The 19,221-nt window shown below is 67.0% G+C and carries 19 protein-coding genes; 11 read left to right on the plus strand and 8 right to left on the minus strand.

Annotated features, from left to right (window positions below; genetic code table 11):
- Positions 1-34: 34 nt before the first annotated feature.
- From EER27_RS06165 to ykgO, 4 genes are all read right to left on the minus strand, one after another.
- On the minus strand, positions 35-925 hold the full coding sequence (locus EER27_RS06165; protein WP_123087129.1) for a carbon-nitrogen hydrolase: 891 nt from the start codon (positions 923-925) through the stop codon (positions 35-37).
- 179 nt (positions 926-1,104) lie between these two features.
- The gene (locus EER27_RS06170; protein ID WP_123087130.1) at positions 1,105-2,136 is read right to left on the minus strand and encodes an agmatine deiminase family protein; all 1,032 of its coding nucleotides are present in this window, start codon (positions 2,134-2,136) and stop codon (positions 1,105-1,107) included.
- Positions 2,137-2,258: 122 nt separating this feature from the next.
- Positions 2,259-2,588 (minus strand): hypothetical protein, encoded by a 330-nt coding sequence (locus EER27_RS06175; RefSeq protein ID WP_123087131.1) that lies wholly within the window; start codon positions 2,586-2,588, stop codon positions 2,259-2,261.
- 205 nt (positions 2,589-2,793) lie between these two features.
- Positions 2,794-2,919, minus strand: coding sequence for a type B 50S ribosomal protein L36 (ykgO, locus tag EER27_RS06180; protein WP_010342887.1), 126 nt, complete (start codon positions 2,917-2,919; stop codon positions 2,794-2,796).
- Positions 2,920-3,077: 158 nt separating this feature from the next.
- Between ykgO and cmk the strand changes: the two genes are divergently transcribed.
- The 8 genes from cmk to galU all read left to right on the plus strand — a co-directional run bounded on the left by cmk (position 3,078) and on the right by galU (position 11,563).
- Positions 3,078-3,764 carry a (d)CMP kinase gene (gene cmk, locus EER27_RS06185; RefSeq protein ID WP_123087132.1) on the plus strand — a complete coding sequence of 229 codons (687 nt, stop codon included), beginning with the start codon at positions 3,078-3,080 and terminating at the stop codon, positions 3,762-3,764.
- Between the two features lie 257 nt (positions 3,765-4,021).
- On the plus strand, positions 4,022-5,710 hold the full coding sequence (gene rpsA, locus EER27_RS06190; RefSeq protein ID WP_123087133.1) for a 30S ribosomal protein S1: 1,689 nt from the start codon (positions 4,022-4,024) through the stop codon (positions 5,708-5,710).
- Positions 5,711-5,818: 108 nt separating this feature from the next.
- On the plus strand, positions 5,819-6,121 hold the full coding sequence (locus tag EER27_RS06195; RefSeq protein ID WP_123087134.1) for an integration host factor subunit beta: 303 nt from the start codon (positions 5,819-5,821) through the stop codon (positions 6,119-6,121).
- A gap of 104 nt (positions 6,122-6,225) precedes the next feature.
- Positions 6,226-6,492, plus strand: a complete 267-nt coding sequence (locus EER27_RS06200; protein WP_123087135.1) for a lipopolysaccharide assembly protein LapA domain-containing protein — start codon at positions 6,226-6,228, stop codon at positions 6,490-6,492.
- Between the two features lie 5 nt (positions 6,493-6,497).
- Positions 6,498-7,676, plus strand: a complete 1,179-nt coding sequence (gene lapB, locus EER27_RS06205) for a lipopolysaccharide assembly protein LapB (protein WP_123087136.1) — start codon at positions 6,498-6,500, stop codon at positions 7,674-7,676.
- A 4-nt stretch (positions 7,677-7,680) separates the two neighbouring features.
- Positions 7,681-8,727, plus strand: coding sequence for an MraY family glycosyltransferase (locus EER27_RS06210; RefSeq protein WP_123087137.1), 1,047 nt, complete (start codon positions 7,681-7,683; stop codon positions 8,725-8,727).
- On the plus strand, positions 8,724-10,637 hold the full coding sequence (locus tag EER27_RS06215; protein WP_123087138.1) for a polysaccharide biosynthesis protein: 1,914 nt from the start codon (positions 8,724-8,726) through the stop codon (positions 10,635-10,637). Before EER27_RS06210 ends, EER27_RS06215 begins: the two co-directional genes overlap by 4 nt.
- Positions 10,637-11,563: a UTP--glucose-1-phosphate uridylyltransferase GalU gene (gene galU, locus EER27_RS06220; protein WP_123087139.1), complete on the plus strand. Its 927-nt coding sequence runs from the start codon at positions 10,637-10,639 to the stop codon at positions 11,561-11,563. Before EER27_RS06215 ends, galU begins: the two co-directional genes overlap by 1 nt.
- A 506-nt stretch (positions 11,564-12,069) precedes the next feature.
- On the opposite strand, the gene EER27_RS06225 is transcribed toward galU, so the two are convergent.
- Positions 12,070-12,324, minus strand: coding sequence for a hypothetical protein (locus tag EER27_RS06225; protein WP_148040961.1), 255 nt, complete (start codon positions 12,322-12,324; stop codon positions 12,070-12,072).
- A gap of 52 nt (positions 12,325-12,376) precedes the next feature.
- On the opposite strand from EER27_RS06225, the gene EER27_RS06230 reads away from it, so the two are divergent.
- Positions 12,377-13,678: an NAD(P)/FAD-dependent oxidoreductase gene (locus EER27_RS06230; RefSeq protein WP_123087141.1), complete on the plus strand. Its 1,302-nt coding sequence runs from the start codon at positions 12,377-12,379 to the stop codon at positions 13,676-13,678.
- Positions 13,675-14,016, plus strand: coding sequence for a tRNA-binding protein (locus tag EER27_RS06235; RefSeq protein WP_123087142.1), 342 nt, complete (start codon positions 13,675-13,677; stop codon positions 14,014-14,016). Before EER27_RS06230 ends, EER27_RS06235 begins: the two co-directional genes overlap by 4 nt.
- A gap of 111 nt (positions 14,017-14,127) precedes the next feature.
- Here the strand turns inward: EER27_RS06235 and EER27_RS06240 are convergent, their stop codons facing one another.
- The 3 genes from EER27_RS06240 to EER27_RS06250 all read right to left on the minus strand — a co-directional run bounded on the left by EER27_RS06240 (position 14,128) and on the right by EER27_RS06250 (position 18,572).
- The gene (locus tag EER27_RS06240) at positions 14,128-15,336 is read right to left on the minus strand and encodes an acetyl-CoA C-acyltransferase (protein ID WP_123087143.1); all 1,209 of its coding nucleotides are present in this window, start codon (positions 15,334-15,336) and stop codon (positions 14,128-14,130) included.
- A 133-nt stretch (positions 15,337-15,469) separates the two neighbouring features.
- A complete protein-coding gene (locus EER27_RS06245; RefSeq protein WP_123087144.1) occupies positions 15,470-17,845 on the minus strand; it encodes a 3-hydroxyacyl-CoA dehydrogenase/enoyl-CoA hydratase family protein in 2,376 nt (791 codons plus the stop codon).
- Positions 17,846-17,954: 109 nt separating this feature from the next.
- Entirely contained in the window at positions 17,955-18,572 is a 618-nt protein-coding gene (locus EER27_RS06250) for a TetR/AcrR family transcriptional regulator (RefSeq protein ID WP_123087145.1), read from the minus strand.
- A gap of 223 nt (positions 18,573-18,795) precedes the next feature.
- On the opposite strand from EER27_RS06250, the gene ndk reads away from it, so the two are divergent.
- Positions 18,796-19,221, plus strand: coding sequence for a nucleoside-diphosphate kinase (ndk, locus tag EER27_RS06255; protein WP_123087146.1), 426 nt, complete (start codon positions 18,796-18,798; stop codon positions 19,219-19,221).

The raw sequence follows: 19,221 nt of genomic DNA on the forward strand, positions 1-19,221 counted from the left end.
ATGCGGGCGGTCGTCGACGTCGTCCGCGGGGGGCTCAGTCGCGGTATCGCTTGAGCAGATCGCCGTAGGCGTCGATGCGACGGTCGCGCAGGAACGGCCAGATGCGCCGGACGTGCTCGCTGCGCCGCATGTCCACCTCGGCCAACAGCACCTGGGCGTCGTGGTTGCCGGCCTCGGCCAGGAACTCGCCCTGCGGACCCAGCACGTGGCTGTTGCCCCAGAAATCGATGCCGGCCGCGTCCAGCGGCGACTGCTCGTGGCCGATGCGGTTGCAGCTCAGCACCGGCAGGCCGTTGGCGACTGCATGGCCACGGTGGCTGAGGATCCAGGCGTTGCGCTGGCGGTCCTTTTCGGCCTGTTCGTCACTCGGATCCCAGCCGATCGCGGTCGGGTACAGCAGGATCTCGGCACCGGCCAGCGCCATCAGTCGCGCCGCTTCCGGATACCACTGGTCCCAGCACACCAGCACGCCGAGGCGACCGACCGAGGTGTCGATCGGTTCAAAACCGATGTCGCCCGGAGTGAAGTAGAACTTCTCGTAGAAGCCCGGGTCGTCGGGGATGTGCATCTTGCGGTACTTGCCGGCCGTGCTGCCGTCGGCGTCGAACACCACCGCGGTGTTGTGGTAAAGCCCGGCCGCGCGGCGTTCGAACAACGAGCTGACCAGCACCACGCCGTGTTGCCGGGCCAACTGGCCAAGGCGCTCGGTGCTGGGGCCCGGAATCGGCTCGGCCAGGTCGAACTCGTCGACGGACTCGTGCTGGCAGAAGTACGGGCCGTTGTGCAGCTCCTGCAACAGGACCAGCTTCGCACCCGACGCGGCGGCATCGGCGACGCGCGCCTCGATGTTGGCGAGGTTCGCCTCGCGACTGCCGTGGTCGCGGTCCTGGATCAACGCGACGGGCAGGGTGCTGTGCTTGGCCATGGGGTGTCTCCGAAACGGGGGCGGGTGGTCGGCGGGAGGGCGTCGGTCCACGGTGCCAACAAGGTCATCATCGCAGGCGATCGTTGCCGGGCGTGCCGCTGGCCGTGGCCGCGGCGCCTGTTGCTAGTCCTGCGATACCGACCGGAGGCGCGCGCCAGCCGGTATCGGAAGGTGGGTCTTTACACCAGCCCGGCCGGCAACTGCATGGTGATGCAATGCAGGCTGCCGTTTTGCCAGATCAGCGGGCGGCACGGTACCGAAACGATCTCGCGATCCGGGAACGCCTCCTGCAGCACGGCCACCGCCTGGGGGTCGACGGGATCGCCATAGCTGGGCATCAGCACGGCGCCATTGACGATCAGGAAGTTGGCGTAGCTGGCGGCAAGCCGTCGCCCGTCATCGACGATGGGCTTGGCCCACGGCAGCGCGAACAGGCGATACGGCTGACCGTCGCGCGTGCGCAGCGCGGCCAGCTCGGCGGCCATCGCCTGCAGCTCGGCGTAGTGGGAGTCGCTTGGGTCGTCGCAGCCCTGGTAGACGATGGCGTCCTGCGCGGCGAAGCGGACGAGGGTGTCGACGTGGGCGTCGGTGTCGTCGCCTTCCAGGTAGCCGTGGTCGAGCCACAGCACGCGGTCCTGCCGCAGCCAGTTGGCCAGTTTTGCCGACAGATCTTCGCGGCTCGCGTCCGGGTGGCGCTCGTGCAGGCACTGCCATGTGGTCAGCAGCGTGCCGGCGCCGTCGACATCGATGGCGCCGCCTTCCAAGGCAAAATCAATGCTTTGTCGCGAACTCTTAAGAAAAGTTCCAGCTTCGTGCAGGCGCTCGACCAGCAGGTCGTCCTGGCTCGCGTCGAACTTGCCGCCCCAGCCGGTGAAACGGAAGTCGAGCAGGCGGAAACCGTCCGCGTCGGCCAGCGTGATCGGGCCGGAATCGCGCAGCCAGGTGTCGTCGTACGGCGCGTCGACAAACCTGACGCGGTCCATGTCGATGCGTGCCGACGACAGGCGGGCGCGGGCGTAGGCTTGCACGTCGTCGTCGGAGACGATGATCAGCGCCGGCTGGAACCGCGTGATGGCGGCAACCAGGGCGATGTAGGTTTCCTCGACATCGCCCAGGCGATCGGCCCAATCGGTGTCGGCATTCGGCCATGCAATCAGGACGGCGGACTGGGGTTCCCATTCCGCGGGAAGGCGCAATGAAGCGTTGGTCATGTGGCGACGGCCCGGTGTGTCGGGCTGCGCGCCAAGGCGCAGCCGGAAGAATCAGGACGCGGGCGCGCGTGTCGCAGGCCCGCGCTGCCGAAGCCGGGCGGGGCCTGGCTTCGGTGGTGCGATCAGCGGATCGGCGGCTTCGGGCCGACTTCGGTGGCGTCGGCCTGGTTGGCCACCACGTCGATGACGCGGCTGCGCTCGAAGTACACCGTGAACTGTGGATACACCCAGCGATTGATGGCGGGCCACTGGCGCTTCTGGCCACCGCGGGGATCCAGCCTCTGGGTCGGCGCGCCGTAGCGGGCTTCGACCTGGGCCATCGTCTGCCCGCGGGCGGGCATGGCGGTGCGGTTTTCTTCCTGGACGCGCTCGATCAGCAGGGTTTCGGCACCAGCCGTGCCGGCAAGGGCAAGCAGGGCGAACAGCGGCAATGCAGCAATGCGGGAATTCATGATGGTATGGCCTCGCAATGGACCGTCGGATTGTACGCACATGGCCCGATCCGGCGGCAGCACGCCGTCGTCACGGATTCGAACATCCGGTGCTTCCGGATGGCCGACGCCAAGGCGCCCGCAAACGCAGAAAGCCGCCCTGAGGCGGCTTCCGGCTGGTGCAGTCCAGGCCGCCCGTGAGGGCTGAGCCAGGACGCCCGCAATCTCAGCGCTGACGCGCCTTGAAACGCGGGTTGGACTTGCAGATCACGAAGACCTTGCCACGACGGCGGACGACTTTGCAGTCGCGGTGACGGGCCTTCGCCGACTTCAGGGAGGACAGGACCTTCATGACAGACCTCGGCAACGGGGATAGAAAATTCAGCCCACAATTCTAGCGGGTATTCCTTCCGCGAATCAAGTGCTTGCGGAAATTGCGTTAGCGAGTCGCCTATGACCCCGTGGTTTGGGGTTTCCGGCAAGCCCGTACGGCCGCGCATAATGCACCGCATGAGCGATTCCAACCTGAACCCTGAAATCCCTGTACTCACCATCGATGGCCCGTCCGGATCGGGCAAAGGAACCATCAGCCGCCTCGTTGCGCAGCGCCTGGGCTGGCACTACCTGGACTCCGGTGCGCTGTACCGCGCGGTCGGCGTGGCGGCCGGCTGGGGCGACCTCGATCTGGCCGACCCGGCGGCATTGGTGCGCTGCACCTTTGATACCGAGATCGGTTTCCGCGAGGACGACTCGGGCGAGCTGCGGGTGCTGGTCAACGGCACCGATGCCACCGACGAGCTGCGCACCGAGACCGCGGGCGCGGCGGCGTCGGCGATTGCGGCGATTCCCGAAGTGCGCGAAGCCCTGAAGGATCGGCAGCGTGCGTTCCGCCAGCCGCCAGGCCTGGTGGCCGATGGCCGCGACATGGGCACGGTGATCTTCCCCGGGGCTGCCTACAAGGTGTTTTTGACGGCCAGCGCCGACGAGCGGGCGCAAAGACGCTATAAGCAGTTGAACGACAAGGGGGTTTCCGTTACCTTACCTGGTCTGCTGCGCGAGATCCTTGCGCGCGATGCGCGTGATGCCCAACGCGCGGTGGCGCCCTTGCGGCCGGCCGAAGACGCCGTTCGCATCGACACCACCGGCCTGGGCATCGAGGCGGTCGTCGAGCGCGTGTTGGCGTTGGTGCACGAATAGTCGCGATGTCGTAGTCGCGTCTTGGATGGCCGGTTCGCCGGCCATTCCGCCCTCCGGGGCGACGTGGGCCAGCCCTCTCACGGCCGGCTTGCGCAGCAGAAAGCCCCGTCGCAATCCCGCGGCGGTTCAACCTAACGACACATGGTGCAGCGGTATCGCACCACATAACGGGTGGGTCGACCACGTGCTGCCTTGGCCATCATCCCGATGGCATTGCCAGCCGGTGCGGCCCGTGTGTTCAAGCGAGTATTACTCCAATGACCGAATCATTTGCCGAACTGTTCGAAGAGAGCCAGCAGTACCTGGCCAAGCTGAAGCCGGGCGCGATCGTCGTCGGTACCGTTGTCGAGGTCCGTGGCGACGTGGTCGTGATCAACGCCGGCCTGAAGTCCGAAGGCATCGTGCCGATCGAACAGTTCCGTAACGACGCCGGCGAGATCGACGTGGGTGTGGGCGACCAGGTGAAGGTCGCGCTCGACTCCATCGAGAATGGCTTTGGCGAGACCGTCCTGTCGCGCGAGAAGGCCAAGCGCGCCATGGTGTGGGACGAACTCGAGGAAGCCCTCGAGAAGAACGAGACCATCACCGGCCGCATCAGCGGCAAGGTCAAGGGCGGCTTCACCGTCGACATCAAGGATGTTCGCGGCTTCCTGCCGGGTTCGCTGGTCGACGTGCGCCCGGTGCGCGACTCGACCTACCTGGAAGGCAAGGAACTCGAGTTCAAGCTCATCAAGCTGGACCGCAAGCGCAACAACATCGTCGTCTCCCGCCGCGCGGTGGTTGAGAGCGAGCACTCGGAAGAGCGCGAGCAGCTGATGGAGAAGCTGGTCGAGGGCGCGATCCTCAAGGGTGTGGTCAAGAACCTCACCGACTACGGCGCGTTCGTGGACCTGGGCGGCATCGACGGCCTGCTGCACATCACCGACATGGCTTGGAAGCGCGTGCGCCATCCGTCCGAAGTCGTGGAAGTGGGCGCCGAGCTCGACGTCCGCGTGCTCAAGTACGACCGCGAGCGCAACCGCGTCAGCCTCGGCCTCAAGCAGCTGGGCGAGGATCCGTGGGACAACATCGCGCGCCGTTACCCGGCCGACACCCGCGTGTTCGGCAAGGTCTCCAACGTCACCGATTACGGCGCGTTCGTCGAGATCGAGCCGGGCGTCGAAGGCCTGGTGCACGTGTCCGAGATGGATTGGACCAACAAGAACGTCAACCCGGGCAAGATCGTCCAGGTCGGTGACGAGGTCCAGGTCATGGTCCTCGACGTCGATGAGGAGCGTCGCCGCATCTCGCTGGGCATGAAGCAGGTCACCAGCAACCCGTGGGAAACCTTCGCGGCGATCCACAAGAAGGGTGACAAGGTCGAAGGCCAGATCAAGTCGATCACCGACTTCGGCATCTTCATCGGCCTGGACGGCGGCATCGACGGTCTGGTGCACCTGTCCGACATCAGCTGGAACACCACCGGCGAAGACGTGGTCCGCAACTACAAGAAGGGCGACACGCTGGAAGCCGTCGTTCTTGCCGTGGACCCGGAGCGCGAGCGCATCAGCCTGGGCGTCAAGCAGCTCGAGCAGGACCCGTTCGGCCAGTACATGGCGTCGAACACCAAGGGTTCGATCGTCAAGGGCACGGTGAAGGAAGTCGACGCCAAGGGCGCGACGATCGAGCTGGCCGATGGCATCGAAGGCTACGTCGCCGCGCGCGACATCGCCAAGGAGCGCGTCGACGACGCGACCCAGTACCTGAAGGTCGGCGACGAAGTCGAAGCCAAGTTCATCGGCATGGATCGCAAGGGCCGCACCATGCAGCTCTCGATCAAGGCCAAGGACGAAGCCGAGATCCAGGAAACGCTGTCGGACTACAACCGTGCGGCGGCGGAAGCCTCCAGCGGCACCACCAAGCTGGGCGCGCTGCTGCGCGAGCAGCTGGGCAACAAGGGCGAGTAATCGCCCCGGCTTGCAGTCCCTGTAGTACCGCGGAAGCGGCCCGGCTCCGGCCGGGTCGCTTTCCGTCTGCACCCCCGTGGTGTGCATCAAACGAGTACCGCTTCGCCCATGACCAAATCCGAACTGATCGAGATCCTTTCGCAACGACAGGCCCACCTGAAGGGCGATGACGTGGATCTGGCGGTGAAGTCGTTGCTGGAGATGATGGGCGGTTCGCTGTCGGGCGGTGAGCGGATCGAGATCCGCGGCTTCGGCAGTTTTTCCCTGCATTACCGGCCGCCTCGCCTTGGGCGCAATCCGAAGACCGGCGAATCGGTCGCGTTGCCCGGCAAGCATGTGCCGCACTTCAAGCCTGGCAAGGAACTGCGTGAGCGCGTCAGCGGCGTGATGCCGTTGGGCGAGGACGCCTGAGTTTCCCCACGCTTCATTTCACCTAGCCGCGTGGCTGTGGCCGCAGGCCGGCTCGGCTAAGCTAGCCGCCTGATGCCGACAACGGAGGTCGACCGGAGGCCGCCATGCGTGTGATCCGATTTCTCGTTGCCCTTGCCTGCCTGTTGGCGGGCGCCATCGTCGGAGCCCTCAACCGGGGACCGGTCCAGATCGATTTCGGCCCGGTCTCGGTGCCTACCACTCTGGGGGTGGCGCTGATCGCAGCGCTGCTGCTGGGCGTGCTCCTTGGCGGTCTTGCCATTACCGCGAGCCTGGTGCTGCCGCTGCAACGGCGTCTCGCGCGTGCGCAGCGTACCGTCGATGCGGCACCGTCCCGAACCCCGGAGAGCTGAGACGCATGGCGTTCATCAACGAATGGTTCTGGTTCTTCCTGCTGTTGCCGATCGCCGCCGTCAGTGGCTGGGTCATCGGTCGACGTGGCGGCGAACGCCATAGCGACACCCAGGTCAGCCGCCTGTCGACGACCTATTTCCGCGGCCTCAACTACCTGCTCAACGAGCAGCCCGACAAGGCGATCGAGCTGTTCCTGCATATCGCCGAGCTCGACAAGGACACCTTCGAGACCCAGGTCGCCCTGGGCCATCTGTTCCGGCGTCGCGGCGAAGTGGATCGTGCGATCCGTCTGCACCAGGCCCTGGTCCAACGCCCGGGGCTCAGCGACCAGCAGAAGGTCCAGGCCCTGCTGGCCCTGGGCGAGGACTACATGCGCTCGGGCCTGCTCGACCGCGCCGAAACCGTGTTCAGCGACCTGGTCGCGCTCGACATGCGCGCACCGCTGGCGTTGCGCCATCTGATCGGCATTTACCAGTCCGAGCGCGATTGGGACAAGGCGATCGAAAACGCCCAGCGTTACGAGGCCGCGACAGGCGAACCGATGGGCAAGCAGATCGCGCAGTTCGAGTGCGAACTGGCCGATCGCGCCCGTGCCGCTGGCGACATCGACGCCGCGCGTCTGGCCGTGTCGCGCGCTTACGAAGCCGACGCCAACACGGTGCGCGCGGGCATGATCGAAGGACGCATCGAAGTCGAGGCGGGCAACGATGCCGCGGCGATCCGGGCGTTCGAGCGCGTCGCCCGCAGCGACCCGGATTACCTCCCCGAAGTCATGCCCGGATTGTTGGCCAGTTACGAGCAGGTGGGCGACGTGCCGGGCGCGCGCGCCTTCCTGGCCGAGATGTGCGAGCACTACCGCGGCATCGCGCCCGTGCTGGCGCTCGCGCGGATGGTCGAGGCCGACGAGGGCGTGCCCGCGGCGCGTGCCTACCTCGCGCAGCAGCTCAAGGACCGCCCGTCCGTGCGTGGCGAAGCGGCTCTGATCGACCTGACGCTGGCCGAGGGCGCCGATCCCATGGCGACCCTCCACGACCTCAAGCACATCACCGACCAACTGCTGGTCCGCAATCCCAGCTATCGCTGCAACCGTTGTGGCTTTGGCGCCCGCAGCCACCATTGGCAGTGCCCAAGCTGCAAGGAATGGGGCTCGGTGAAGCCGCTGCTGAACTACGCGGTGGTCTGATCGGATGCGGCTGGAGGGCATTGTCCTGGACGGCGTCACCGCCGGCAGCGGGATGATCTGGTTCGCGTTCTTCTTCGCGCTGGGCGCGGCCGGCACCGCCGTCGCGCGTGGCTACGCAAGACACCGCAACCTGGTCGACCTCCCCGGCGAACGGCGCAGCCATTCCACGCCCACCCCGCGCGGTGGCGGCGTGTCGATCGTTGCTGCGTTGATGGTCGCGATGTTCGTGCTGGCATTGCGCGGAACCCCGCAGGTCGCCGCGCTCCTGGCGATGGCGATCGGGCTGGCGATGGTCGCGGGCATCGGCATGATCGACGACCATCGGCCGCTCTCTCCCTGGTTGCGCCTGTCGGTGCACGCCGTTGCCGCCACGCTGCTCGGGCTGGCGATTGCCGACAGTGCGCAGTCGCCCCTGGCGGGACTGTTTGCGTTTGCCCTGGCGATGGCGTTGACCAACGTCTGGAACTTCATGGATGGCATTAACGGCATCGCCGCAAGCCAGGCCGCGCTGGTCGCCGGGCTGCTGGCCGGTTGGCAGGCCGGCGCCTGGAGCGCGCTGGCGCTGGCGCTCGTGGCCGCGTGCCTGGGCTTCTTGCCGTTCAACTTCCCCAGGGCCCGGATATTCCTTGGCGACGTGGGTAGCGGTGCGATCGGTTTCGCGCTCGCGGGCCTGCTGGCGCTGGTGATCCGCCTTCCCGACAGCGGTGCGGACTTGTTGTTGCTCCTGCCGTTGTCCGCGTTCCTGGTGGATGCCGGCCTGACCCTGTTGCGTCGCGCAGTGCGCGGCGAACGCTGGTGGACGGCGCACGCGCAGCATGCCTATCAGGTCTGGGCGCGCCGTTCGGGGCACGCGTGGGTTACCGTTGCCTACGCAGCGTGGACCCTGGCGGCGGTGGCTTTGGCGGCGTCGCTGGGAAACGCGTCGCAGACTTTCATCTTAAAGATAACGGTGGCGTGGTATACCACCGCGGCCGTGGCATGGGGGGTGTTGCAGGCTCTGGATCCAAACAAGAGCGCGGGAAAGCGCCAGCCGCAGAAGGATGGGGAATGAGTTCATGGCGTGATCGCTGGAGTAACTGGCTGCCGCGGATGGCGGTGGTGACCCATGACCTTGCGATGGTCTGGGTGGTTTGGCATACGCTGCACTGGCTGCGGTTTGGCGTGATGGCCAACCCGCCGCAACTGCCGTTGTGGTCGCCGGAAGTGGTCCTGGTGCTGATCGCGCAGGGCCTGGTCTTCTGGCAGGTGGGCCTGTACCGGGGGCTGTGGCGCTTCGCCAGCGTCCCGGACCTTTGGAACATCTTCAAGGCCTGCGCATTGGGCCTGTTTGCGATCGTGCTGGGGTTGTTCCTCTACAACCGGCTGGACATGGTCTCGCGCACCGTGCTGGTGCTCTATCCGCTGGTGCTGATGGCGCTGCTGGGCGCCCCCCGCTTGCTGTACCGGGCGTGGAAGGACAGCCGCAACGAGCGCGGCCATGCCGGGTCGGTGCGCATCCTCATCCTCGGCGCCGGCCACGCAGGCGAGGCGCTGGTTCGCGATCTCCGACGTTTCGGCACCTACCAGCCGGTCGGTTTTCTCGACGATGCCGCGCGCATGCGCGGCACCAAGGTGCAGGGCGTTCCGGTGCTCGGCCAGGTCAAGGACGTCGACGAGATCGCCCGCGAAACCGCGGCGCGCCTGCTCGTCATCGCCATGCCATCGGCCGATGCCGATGCGATCCAGCGCGTGGTGGTGGTCTGCGAGCGCACCGGATTGCCGTTCCGGATGGTGCCGCGACTGCAGGACGTACTGGAGGGGCGCTCGCTGCCGGGCGAACTCAAGGAAGTCGCGATCGAGGACCTGCTTGGCCGCAAGCCGGTCATGCCCGACTGGAAAGCCATTCGCGACTGGCTGGGTGCGCGCTCGGTGCTGGTGACCGGGGCGGGCGGCTCGATCGGTTCCGAACTCTGCCGACAGTGCGCGCGCCACGGTGCGCGCCGGATCACCCTGGTGGAGATCGACGAGCTCGCGCTGACCACGGTCGAGGCCTCGTTGCGCCGTGACTTCCCGAACCTCGAGTTCGTCCAGGTGCTGGGCGACTGTGGCGATCCGGCCGTGATCCGCCATGCACTCGGACTGGCTCAGCCCGAAGCGGTGTTCCATGCCGCGGCCTACAAGCAGGTGCCGCTGCTGGAAACCCAGTTGCGCGAAGCGGTCCGCAACAACGTGCTGGCGACCGAAACCGTGGCGCGTGCGTGCCGCGACATCGGTGTGGGCACGTTCGTGCTGATCTCGACCGACAAGGCCGTCGATCCGGCCAACGTGCTGGGTGCCACCAAGCGACTGGCCGAGATGACCTGCCAGGCGCTGGCCGACCAGCGCTCGACGCGCTTCGTGACCGTGCGCTTTGGCAACGTGCTCGATTCGGCGGGCAGCGTGGTGCCGTTGTTCCGCGAACAGATCCGCCTGGGCGGGCCGGTCACCGTCACCGATCCGGAAGTCACGCGCTTCTTCATGACGATCCCGGAAGCCTGCCAGCTGATCCTGCAGGCCTCCGCCATCGGCACGCACGAAGCCGTCTACACGCTCGACATGGGCGAGCCCGTCGCGATTCGTGTGCTGGCCGAACAGATGATCCGGCTGGCCGGCAAGCAACCCGGACGCGACATCGCGGTGGTCTACACCGGCCTGCGTCCGGGCGAAAAGCTGCACGAGACGCTGTTCCACGCCGACGAACGCTATCGCGCGACCTCGCACTCCAAGATCCTCCAGGCCGAGCCCCGTGCGGTCGCGGCGGCCAACATCGAGGTGGCGCTGCACGCGTTGCGTGCGGCCAGCGCCGAGTACGACCAGGAGGCGCTGGCGCGCCTGCTGCGCAGCACCGTCCCGGATTTCCAGCCGTTGGCGCAGGATCGCCCGGCCATACCTGAGACCGCGACCGTGGTCGCGTTTCCCGCTCGCACCGCCAGGAAAATTTGATGTCCGACAGCTCCAGCTCTTCTCCCGCCCCCGGGCGGATCCGCAAGGCCGTCTTTCCGGTTGCCGGCCTGGGCACCCGTTTCCTGCCGGCCACCAAGACCGTTCCCAAGGAGATGCTGCCGATCATCGACCGGCCGCTGATCCAGTACGCGGTCGACGAAGCGGTCGAAGCGGGCTGCGACACCCTCGTATTCGTGACCAACCGTTACAAGCATTCGGTCGCCGATTACTTCGACAAGGCGTACGAGCTCGAACAGAAGCTCGAGCAGGCCGGCAAGCACGAGCAGCTCGAGTTGATCCGCAACGTCCTGCCCAAGGGCGTGCGCGCGGTGTTCGTGACCCAGGCCGAGGCGCTGGGCCTCGGGCACGCGGTGCTGTGCGCCAAGCCGGTGATCGGCAACGAACCCTTTGCGGTGCTGTTGCCCGACGACCTGATCTGGAACCGCGGACCCGGCGCCTTGAGCCAGATGGCCGATGCCGCGCAGGCGTCCGGGGCCAGCGTGGTTGCCGTGCAGGACGTGCCGCGAGAGCAGACCGGCAGCTACGGCATCGTGGCGACCGAAGCCTTCCAGGACCGCCAGGGTCGGATCACCGAGATCGTCGAGAAGCCCAAGCCCGACCAGGCCCCGAGCACCCTGGCGGTGGTGGGTCGTTATGTGCTGACCCCGCGCATCTTCGACCTGCTGGAGGCCACCACGCCCGGCGCCGGCGGCGAGATCCAGCTGACCGACGCCATCTCGGCGCTGCTGCGCGAAGAAACCGTCAGTGCCTACCGTTTTCGCGGCACGCGATTCGATTGCGGCACGCACCTGGGCCTGATCGAGGCCACGATCCGCTATGCGCTCGATCACGAGAAACTCAGCGACTCCGCGCGACGCCTGATGCAGAACGCGCTGGACGAACTGGGCGTCGAAGAACTCAAGTAAGCCGCGCAGCGCGCCCAAACGACGTCCTGCCGCCACCGCGGCGGGGCGCCGGCATGGCCCGCGCGATCAGTTTGCCTGGAAGCGCCACCAAGCCCATGCGGCCAAACCGGCGAACGCGATCGCCGTCGCAAACGCCCAGGACGCGGCACGTGCCACGCGTGCAGCCCAGAACAACGCGACCGGTCCGGTGAGCACGCGGACCGTGCGCAACGTGCGCCATTGGCGAGGGCCTGTTAACGCTATGGGCGCATGCCGCGTGGCTTATCAGTGGCCTCCAGCTGGTGTTGTGCTGCGCCGCGCCTTGCTGCCTGCAAGGTCAAGCAGCGCGGCGCCGGCTGGGGGCCGCTGAGAAGCCACCCGGAGGGCCGGGCCTGAGGCCGCGCGACGCGGCGTCATCGCTCGGTTGCGTATGGACATACGCGCCCTCTCTCTTCCTTGCCTCGCACGACCTCAGGCCCGGCGCGGCGTGCGCCCATAGCGCTAACAGGCCCTAGTGGGTAGCGTTGCTACTGGCGTGCCGCGCGGGCGAAACGACGCAGGGTTTCCCCCAGTGTCGCCAGTGGCAGCGCGAACGCGATCCCGAAGCCGCCGATCAGCCAGCGCAGCCACGCGTGCTGCTGGTGCGAGGGCAGGTCGCCGAGCCCCGCGACCACCGTCCCCAGCCAGTCGTGCAGCCACCACAGGGCCGCCGTGCAGATGACGGCGAACAGCAACAGCATCGCCAGGCAGCGTCTGCGATAGGCTTTGTCGGCGTGATGCATGTCCACGTTCTGGCCCTGTGTCGGGTCGATATCAAACCGCCGGGTGCCAACCATGTCCAGTGTGTCGTCCAGCTACTACCGACGCGACGCAGCCGATGCCCAGCGCGGGCAGGGTCCGTTGCGGGGTGCAACGGAGGCGACGACGTGCGTGGTGGGCGGTGGCTTCGCCGGTCTCAACACCGCGCTGGGCCTGGTCGAGCGCGGTGAGCGCGACGTGGTGCTGGTCGAGGCCAACGATGTCGGGTTCGGCGCGTCGGGTCGCAACGGCGGGTTCGTGTTCGGCGGTTTCTCGCGCGGCGAGGAGGCGTTGCTGAAGGAGCTCGGGCCGCAGCGCGCGAAGGCGCTGTACACCGGCAGCACCGACGCGGTGGAACTGATCCGCCAACGAATCGCCCAGTACGCGATCGATTGCGACACGGTGCAGGCCGGCGTGATCTGGGCCAACTGGTTTCGCGACCCGCAGGTGCTGCGCTCGCGCCAGCAACTGCTGGCCAGGCACTACGGCGTCGACTGGCAATGGCTGCCGCGCGAGCGGCTGCGCGAGCTGGTCCGCAGCGATCGCTATCACGATGGCCTGTTCGAGCCGCAGGCGTTCCACTTCCACCCACTGAAGTACGCCCGCGGAATTGCCGATGCCGCGATCGCGCAGGGCCTGCGGCTGCACGAAGCGAGTCCGGCCGTCTCGCTGGAACGTCGTGGCGCTGGTTGGCGCGTGCGCACGCCCGACGGTCACGTCGACGCCGCACAGGTGGTGCTGGCCTGCGGCGGCTACCTGGCCGGACTCGATCGACGCGTGGATGCCGGCGTGATGCCGATCGCGACCTACGTGATGGTCACCGAGCCGCTGGGTTCGCGCCTCGATCAGGCGATGGCCACGCGCGCGGCGGTCTACGACACGCGCTTCGCCTTCGATTACTACCGACCGCTCCCCGACACGCGTCTGCTGTGGGGCGGGCGCATCTCGGTGCTGGATCGTTCGGCCCATGCGGTGGAGCGTCTGCTGCGACGCGACCTGCTGAAGGTGTTTCCGCAGCTCGAGGGCGTGCGGATCGAGCACGCGTGGTCGGGATTGATGAGCTATGCCCGGCACCAGATGCCGCAGATCGGCCAGATCGACGAGGGGCTGTGGCTGGCGCAGGCATTCGGCGGGCACGGCGTGGCCCCGACGACGTTCGCTGGCGAAGTGGTCGCGTCGGCAATCGCCAGCGGTGACCCGCGCTGGCGCGAGTTTGCCGACTACGGCCTGGTGTCGGCGCTGAAGCCGGCCGGCTATGTCGGCGCGCAGCTGAGCTACTGGTGGGCAGGCTTCAAGGACGCGTGGAAGGACTGGCGCGAACACGGAGCCCCGCGATGAGCGACGACGCGACGATCGCCTGGAGCGACTTCGAGAAGGTGGAGTTGTGCGCGGGCACGGTGCTGCGCGTGGAGGCGTTTCCGGAGGCGCGCAAGCCGGCCTGGAAGCTGTGGGTCGACTTCGGACCGCGCGGCGTTCGCAAGACCAGCGCCCAGGTGCAGGCGTTGTACTCCTCCGATGCCCTGATCGGTCGGCAGATCGTGGGCGTGCTGAATTTTCCGCCGAAGCAGGTCGGGCCGTTCGTGTCCGAGTTCCTGCTGACCGGATTCCACACCGACGAGGGCGTGGTCATCACCACGCTCGAACGCCCGGTGCCCAACGGCTCGCGCATGGCGTAAGGCGATCGGCCCTCTGCCGGCGCTTGGCGTCCGGGTGGGCGGCCCGGTCGGAAGTCCGGATACGACAACGGCGCCACGCGGGCGCCGTTGTCGTTGCAACGAGTGGCGGGTTCAGAGCGCTTCGAAGATGCCCGCCGCGCCCATGCCGGTGCCGATGCACATCGTCACCATGCCGTACTTCTGCTGGCGACGACGCAGGCCGTGCACGATCGTTGCCGTGCGCACCGCGCCGGTGGCGCCGAGCGGATGGCCCAGCGCGATCGCGCCGCCGAGCGGATTGACCTTCGACGGATCCAGCTCGCAATCGCGCATCACCGCCAGCGCCTGTGCGGCGAATGCCTCGTTGAGCTCGATCCAGTCGAGCTGATCGCGGGTGAGCCCGGCCTGCTTCAGTGCCTTCGGGATTGCGGCGATCGGGCCGATGCCCATCACCTCCGGTCGCACGCCGGCCACGGAGAAGCTGACGAAGCGGGCGAGCGGGGTCAGGCCGTAATCCTTGACCGCCTGTTCGGAGGCCAGCAGCACCGCGCCCGCGCCATCGCTCATCTGCGAGCTGTTGCCGGCGGTGACGCTGCCGCCGAACTGGCCGTTGCGGAACACCGGCTTGAGGCGGGCAAGGCCTTCGATCGAGGAGTCCGCGCGCGGGCCTTCGTCGATCTCCACCAGCGACTTCTTCAGGCGGATGGCATTGCCGGCAAGGTCGGGCAGGTGGGAGACGATCTCGTACGGGCTGATCTCGTCCTTGAAGTGGCCGGCCTGGATCGCGGCGATGGCCTTCTGGTGCGAGGCCAGCGCGAACGCGTCCTGGTCTTCGCGCGAGATCTTCCATTCCTCGGCGACCTTCTCGGCCGTGATGCCCATGCCGTAGGCGATGGCGACGTTTTCGTCGTTGGAGAAGACGCTCGGGCTGAGGGCGACCTTGTTGCCCATCATCGGCACCATCGACATCGACTCGGTGCCGCCGGCCAGCATCAGGTCGGCATTGCCCAGGCGGATCTGGTCGGCCGCCATTGCGACGGCCTGCAGGCCGGACGAACAGAAGCGGTTGATGGTCTGCGCGGCGATGGTGTTGGGCAGGCCGGCCAACAGCAGGCCGATGCGCGCCACGTTCATGCCTTGCTCGCCCTCGGGCATGGCGCAGCCGATGATGGCGTCGTCGATGCGGTTGACGTCGATGCCGGGTGCCTGCGCGACCACGCTGCGCAATACGTGCGCCAGCATGTCGTCGGGACGGGTGTTGCGGAATGCGCCGCGCGGGGCCTTGCCGACCGGGGTACGGGTGGCGGCGACGATGTAGGCGTCTTGGATCTGCTTCGACATTTGGAATTCCTTGATGTCGCGAATCTAGGGTTGGTTGCCCTCACCGCCACGGGGAGGCGAGGGCGCAAAGAAGCACGTTGTCGGCAGGCGCTTGGCCTGCGTCAGCGCGCACGAGGCGCGCCGCGCTCCCTCATCAGTTCCGCAGCGGCTTGCCGGTGGTGAGCATGTGCGCGATGCGTTCCTGCGACTTGGGCATCTGCGCCAGCGCGACGAAATGTTCGCGCTCCAGCTTCAACAGCCATTCCTCATCGACCAGCGATCCGCGGTCCACGGCGCCACCGCAGACCACCGTGGCGATGCGGCTGGCGATCTCGAAGTCGTGCGGCGAGATGAAACGGCCTTCCAGCATGTTGACCAGCAGCATCTTGAACGTCGCGATGCCCACGTCGCCGGCAACCTGGATGCGGCGCGCGGGCAGCGGCGGGCGATAGCCGCTTTCGGCCAGGGCGCGCGCCTGCTGGCGGGCGACGTGCAGCAGCTCGAACGCGTTGTAGACGATCACGTCGGTGTCGCGAGCCAGCTTCAGGTTGCGGGCGTCCACGGCCGAGGCCGAGACCTTGCCTATCGCCACGCTCTCGAACGCGGTCTTGAGTTCGGCGAACACATCGCCGCCAGGGCCCGCTTTGTCGGAAGCACGAACGGCGAATTCCTTCAGGCCACCACCGGCCGGCAGCAGGCCGACGCCGGCTTCCACCAGGCCGACATAGCTTTCCAGCGAGAACACCGTACGTGCCGCGTGCATCTGGAATTCGCAGCCGCCGCCCAGGGCCAGACCGCGCACCGCCGCAACCACCGGCACCTGCGCGTACTTGATGCGCTGGCTGGTGGCCTGGAAGTTGGCGACCATCGCCTCGAATTCGGCCAACTGGCCCGCCTTCAGCGCTCCCAGTGCACCGGCGAGGTCGGCACCGGCCGAGAACGGTTCCTTCTGCTGCCAGATGACCAGGCCGGCGAAGTCGCGCTCGGCGATGCCGATCGCTTCTTGCAGGCCGTTGAGTACGTGATCGGAAACGGTGTTCATCTTGGTCTTGAAGCTGACCACGGCGATGTCGTCGCCGTCGTCGGCCCACATGCGCACGCCGTCGTTCTCGTAGACGGTGCGGCCCTGCGAGAACTTCTCGCCGAGCAGCGCGTCCGGGAAGCGCTGGCGCGCGTACACCGGGTTGGACGAGCGCGGCACCGTGCTGTTGCGACCCGGGCTGTAGCTGCCGCTGGCGTCATGGACACCCTCGCGACCATCGAATACCCAGTTCGGGAGCGGCGCGTTGCTCATCGCCAGGCCGGCGACGATGTCCTCGGCGATCCAGTCGGCGACCTGCTTCCAGCCAGCGGCCTGCCAGGTCTCGAACGGACCCAGCGACCAGCCGTAGCCCCAGCGCATCGCGAAATCCACGTCGCGGGCGGTGTCGGCGATGCTTTCGAGGTGGTAGGCGCTGTAGTGGAAGGTGTCGCGGAAGCAGGCCCACAGGAACTTCGCCTGCGGGTTTTCACTGGCCCGCAGTGCCGCGAACTTCTTCGCGGGGTCGCGCTCCTTGAGCAGGGCCGCGACGTCGGCGTCCAGTTCGCCGGCCGAGACGCGGTAGTCCTGCGCCTTCAGGTCGAGCACCAGGATGTCCTTGCCGCGCTTGGTGTAGACGCCAGCGCCGGTCTTCTGGCCCAGGGCGCCCTTGCCGATCAGCGCCGACAGCCATGCCGGGGCCTTGAAGTAGCTGTGCCACGGGTCGTCGGGCAGGGTGTCGGCCATGGTCTTGATGACGTGGGCCATGGTGTCCAGGCCGACCACGTCCGCGGTGCGGTACGTCGCCGACTTCGGGCGACCGATCGCCGGGCCGGTCAGGGCGTCGACGGTGTCAAAGCCCAGGCCGAACTGTTCGGTGTGGTGCATGCCGGCCAGCATCGAGAACACGCCGATGCGGTTGCCAATGAAGTTCGGGGTGTCCTTGGCGATGACCACGCCCTTGCCCAGGGTGGTGACCAGGAAGGTTTCGAGGCCTTCCAGCACCGAGGCGTCGGTGGTGCGGGCGGGAATCAGCTCGGCCAGGTGCATGTAGCGCGGCGGGTTGAAGAAGTGCACGCCGCAGAAACGGTGGCGCAGCTCCTCGGGCAGCACTTCGGCCAGGGTATTGATGCCGAGCCCCGAGGTGTTGCTGGCCAGCACGGTGTGTGCCGGCACGAACGGCGCGATCTTCTTGTAGAGGTCCTGTTTCCAGTCCATCCGTTCGGCAATCGCCTCGATGATCAGGTCGCAGCCCTGCAGCAGCTCGAGCCCGGTCTCGTAGTTGGCCGGGACGATCCGGTCGGCCAGCGCCTTGTCCGCGAGCGGGGCGGGGCTGAGCTTGGCCAGGTTGGCGATGGCCTTGGTGACCACGCCGTTGGGGTCGCCTTCCTTGGCAGGCAGGTCGAACAGGACGGTGTCGACGCCCGCGTTGGTCAGGTGGGCGGCAATCTGCGCGCCCATGACACCGGCGCCGAGCACGGCTGCGCGGCGGACAAGTAGCTTGTTAGACATTTTCTGCAAGTCCTTGTTGGTAATTGTATTTCTTGAGAATGAACAGGGCGCTTCCGGGCCCGGCGAGGTGACCCTCGTTGCGGTCCGGATCAATCCACGCCGATGGGGGTCAACTCTTGAATCCGGCGGCCGCGAAGCGGATCAGCTCGCGGGCGGCGCGTTCCCGATGGGCCGCTTCGCTGACGCCCGAGGGGCGCTTGATCAGGCCGAAGTCGGCCATCGCATAGGTCAGCGAGCCGGCCAGGAAGTCCAGGCGCCAGTAAAGCTCTTCCTTGCTCAGTGCCGGGACCGCCACGGCAATGGCCTTGGCAAACTCGCGCAGCACGTGGCCGTAGTGGTCCGAAAGAAACTTTCGCAGGCCGTCGTTCTTTTCTGCGTACGCACGCGCGACCACGCGAACGAACGCGCCACCGCCATGACGGTCCTGGGCCATCGCCAGGGCGGGTTGCACGAACGCCGCCAGGATCGGCTCGAGCTCGCCGGGGTGCTGGGCCGTCGCGGCCTTCAGGGCCGCTATGCGCTGGGCGCTCATGTCGTCCATGCGCCGCCGGAACACCTCGTTGACGAGGTTTTCCTTGCTGCCGAAGTGGTAGTTGACCGCCGCGATGTTGACATCGGCGCGGCTGGTGACCTGGCGCAGCGAGGTTCCGCTGAAGCCGTGCAGGGCGAACAGCTCCTCGGCGGCGCCGAGAATGCGGTCCTTGGTGGAAAAGTGGGCGGAAGCCATTTCGGGTCCTGAATCAAACGCTTGTTTGATGCTATGCCCGGGCGGCGATGAACGTCAACCGCCTTCCTTCGAAGGGCGCCTGCCCAGGTGCCTGCAAACGGCCTGTCAATCCGCTAGAATTACCGCAGCCATATCGGCTAAACCCGCGTCGCTACGCGGGTTTTTTCTGTTATTCTCGGGCGCGAACCTTCGGTTCTGCGGCCCGCCTACCCGGAGACTTTCCATGGCGCTGGAGCGCACCCTTTCCATCATCAAGCCCGATGCCGTTGCCAAGAACGTCGTCGGTGAAATCTATGCCCGTTTCGAAAAGGCCGGCCTGAAAGTCGTCGCCGCCAAGATGAAGCAGCTCTCGAAGCAGGAAGCCGAAGGTTTCTACGCCGTGCACCGCGAGCGTCCGTTCTTCAACGCGCTGGTCGAGTTCATGATCTCCGGTCCGGTGATGATCCAGGCGCTGCAGGGCGACAACGCGGTGCTCAAGCACCGTGACCTGATGGGCGCCACCAATCCGAAGGACGCGGCCCCGGGCACCATCCGCGCGGACTTCGCCGACAGCATCGACGCCAACGCCGTGCACGGTTCGGACAGCCTGGAGAATGCCGCGGTCGAGATCGCGTACTTCTTCCCGAGCACCGACGTCTACGCTCGCTGA

It is taken from the genome of Montanilutibacter psychrotolerans (genome assembly GCF_003719825.1).
Lineage (GTDB): Bacteria > Pseudomonadota > Gammaproteobacteria > Xanthomonadales > Xanthomonadaceae > Montanilutibacter > Montanilutibacter psychrotolerans.

Coding starts and splice junctions, on each gene's coding strand:
- EER27_RS06200 (WP_123087135.1), top strand. CDS start 6,226: ATGCGTGTGATCCGATTTCTCGTTGCCCTTGCCTGCCTGTTGGCGGGC.
- EER27_RS06240 (WP_123087143.1), bottom strand. CDS start 15,336: ATGTCGAAGCAGATCCAAGACGCCTACATCGTCGCCGCCACCCGTACC.
- EER27_RS06210 (WP_123087137.1), top strand. CDS start 7,681: ATGCGGCTGGAGGGCATTGTCCTGGACGGCGTCACCGCCGGCAGCGGG.
- galU (WP_123087139.1), top strand. CDS start 10,637: ATGTCCGACAGCTCCAGCTCTTCTCCCGCCCCCGGGCGGATCCGCAAG.
- EER27_RS06225 (WP_148040961.1), bottom strand. CDS start 12,324: ATGCATCACGCCGACAAAGCCTATCGCAGACGCTGCCTGGCGATGCTG.
- EER27_RS06165 (WP_123087129.1), bottom strand. CDS start 925: ATGGCCAAGCACAGCACCCTGCCCGTCGCGTTGATCCAGGACCGCGAC.
- EER27_RS06230 (WP_123087141.1), top strand. CDS start 12,377: ATGTCCAGTGTGTCGTCCAGCTACTACCGACGCGACGCAGCCGATGCC.
- EER27_RS06215 (WP_123087138.1), top strand. CDS start 8,724: ATGAGTTCATGGCGTGATCGCTGGAGTAACTGGCTGCCGCGGATGGCG.
- ykgO (WP_010342887.1), bottom strand. CDS start 2,919: ATGAAGGTCCTGTCCTCCCTGAAGTCGGCGAAGGCCCGTCACCGCGAC.
- EER27_RS06195 (WP_123087134.1), top strand. CDS start 5,819: ATGACCAAATCCGAACTGATCGAGATCCTTTCGCAACGACAGGCCCAC.
- cmk (WP_123087132.1), top strand. CDS start 3,078: ATGAGCGATTCCAACCTGAACCCTGAAATCCCTGTACTCACCATCGAT.
- ndk (WP_123087146.1), top strand. CDS start 18,796: ATGGCGCTGGAGCGCACCCTTTCCATCATCAAGCCCGATGCCGTTGCC.
- EER27_RS06245 (WP_123087144.1), bottom strand. CDS start 17,845: ATGTCTAACAAGCTACTTGTCCGCCGCGCAGCCGTGCTCGGCGCCGGT.
- EER27_RS06175 (WP_123087131.1), bottom strand. CDS start 2,588: ATGAATTCCCGCATTGCTGCATTGCCGCTGTTCGCCCTGCTTGCCCTT.
- EER27_RS06170 (WP_123087130.1), bottom strand. CDS start 2,136: ATGACCAACGCTTCATTGCGCCTTCCCGCGGAATGGGAACCCCAGTCC.
- rpsA (WP_123087133.1), top strand. CDS start 4,022: ATGACCGAATCATTTGCCGAACTGTTCGAAGAGAGCCAGCAGTACCTG.
- lapB (WP_123087136.1), top strand. CDS start 6,498: ATGGCGTTCATCAACGAATGGTTCTGGTTCTTCCTGCTGTTGCCGATC.
- EER27_RS06250 (WP_123087145.1), bottom strand. CDS start 18,572: ATGGCTTCCGCCCACTTTTCCACCAAGGACCGCATTCTCGGCGCCGCC.
- EER27_RS06235 (WP_123087142.1), top strand. CDS start 13,675: ATGAGCGACGACGCGACGATCGCCTGGAGCGACTTCGAGAAGGTGGAG.